Raw genomic sequence first — 1,420 nt, 5'->3', positions numbered from 1 at the left:
CGCCCCCGGACCTACTTCTGTTCGGGGGGATCGACCGGGGTGGCTCCGCCGGAGGCGTCCTGGCCAGCCCCCTGGTCGGCCCTGACCACGACGGTGTCCGCTCTGACCTCGGCCACGTCCGCGTCCTCCCCGCCGGAGTCGTCACCGCTGGAGGGCGGGCGGTTGCGCAGCAGCGCGGCCAGCACGGCGACCACCGGAGTGGACAGGAACATGCCGGGGATGCCGCCGACGACCGCGCCGACGGAGATCCCGATGAGCACGATCGGCGAGGGCAGGTCGAGCGAGGCGCCGTAGATGCGCGGCGCGAAGACGTTGCTCTCCAGCTGCTGCACCAGGAGCACGGCGCCGACCACGACCAGCGCGATGACCCAGCCCTCGGTCACGAAGGCCACCAGGGCGGCGAGCAGGCCGGTGACGAAGGCGCCGATGATCGGCAGGAAGGCCCCGACGAAGGTCAGCACGATCAGCGGGATGGCCAGGTTGATGTCGATCAGGAAGACCAGGAAGATCCCGATGCCGACGGCGTCGAAGAAGCCGACCGCGGCCACGCCGCGCACGTAGCGCCCCATGACTCCGTAGGCGACGTCGCCCGCGTGGCGCATGCCCGGGCGCGAGCGGGACGGCAGCAGGGTGACCAGCCAGTCCATGAGCTGGTCGCCCGAGTGCACGAAGTACACGGTCAGGGCGATGATCAGGACGATGCCGACCAGGACCGAGATCACCGCCGAGGTGGCGGTCCAGGCGCCGCTGAGCAGCTGGTCCTGGTTCTCGGTGATCATGCCCTGGATCTGCATCCAGGCGTCGTCGATCATGTCGGTGAACAGGGCCGGGTCGACGAAGGGCAGCCGGATGTTCTGGAGTTCGGTGATCGCGCTGGTGACGCTGTCCACCAGCGGACCGAAGCCCTGGATCGCGGGCGTGACGATCAGCGAGATCACGCCGCTGAAGACGATGAGTCCGACCAGCAGGGCGATGGTGGTCGACAGCCCCCTGCCCAGCCCCTTGCGGCGCAGCCCGTTGGCGATCGGCATGAGCAGGGCGGTGAGGAACACCGCCAGGATCACCGGCAGCGTGACGACCGACAGGTAGACGAGCACGTAGACGAGCAGGCCCGCCACCACGCCGATGAGCAGTACCCGCCAGGCCACGTCGCTGATGGACCGCAGGAGGTTGTCGTCTCCCTGGTGCTGCTCGGTCGGCCCCTCGTCCGCGGCCTGGGGCTCGGCACGGGAGCGCTCGTTCTCCGCCTCCAGCCTGGCGAGGCGCTCGGCGCGGGCTCTGCGTGCGGAGAGCCACTTGTTCAGGAGCGCCCACACTCCCGGCCGCTGGGCTTGCACATGGACTCCATTCTCTGGACGTTGCGCGGTGGAGGTCGGGGGACCGACGGCCGCGTGGGGGTGGTCTCGCGGGGGGCGAACGG

General features: G+C 70.1%; 1 protein-coding gene. It reads right to left on the bottom strand.

From position 1 onward, the window contains the following. Positions 1-11 precede the first annotated feature (11 nt). On the bottom strand, positions 12-1,316 hold the full coding sequence (locus tag DQW06_RS21005) for an AI-2E family transporter (protein ID WP_198048869.1): 1,305 nt from the start codon (positions 1,314-1,316) through the stop codon (positions 12-14). Positions 1,317-1,420 lie beyond the last annotated feature (104 nt).

The organism is Nocardiopsis sp. TNDT3 (assembly GCF_003427465.1).
GTDB lineage: Bacteria > Actinomycetota > Actinomycetes > Streptosporangiales > Streptosporangiaceae > Nocardiopsis > Nocardiopsis dassonvillei.
This window is presented reverse-complemented; position numbering and strand designations above follow the sequence as displayed.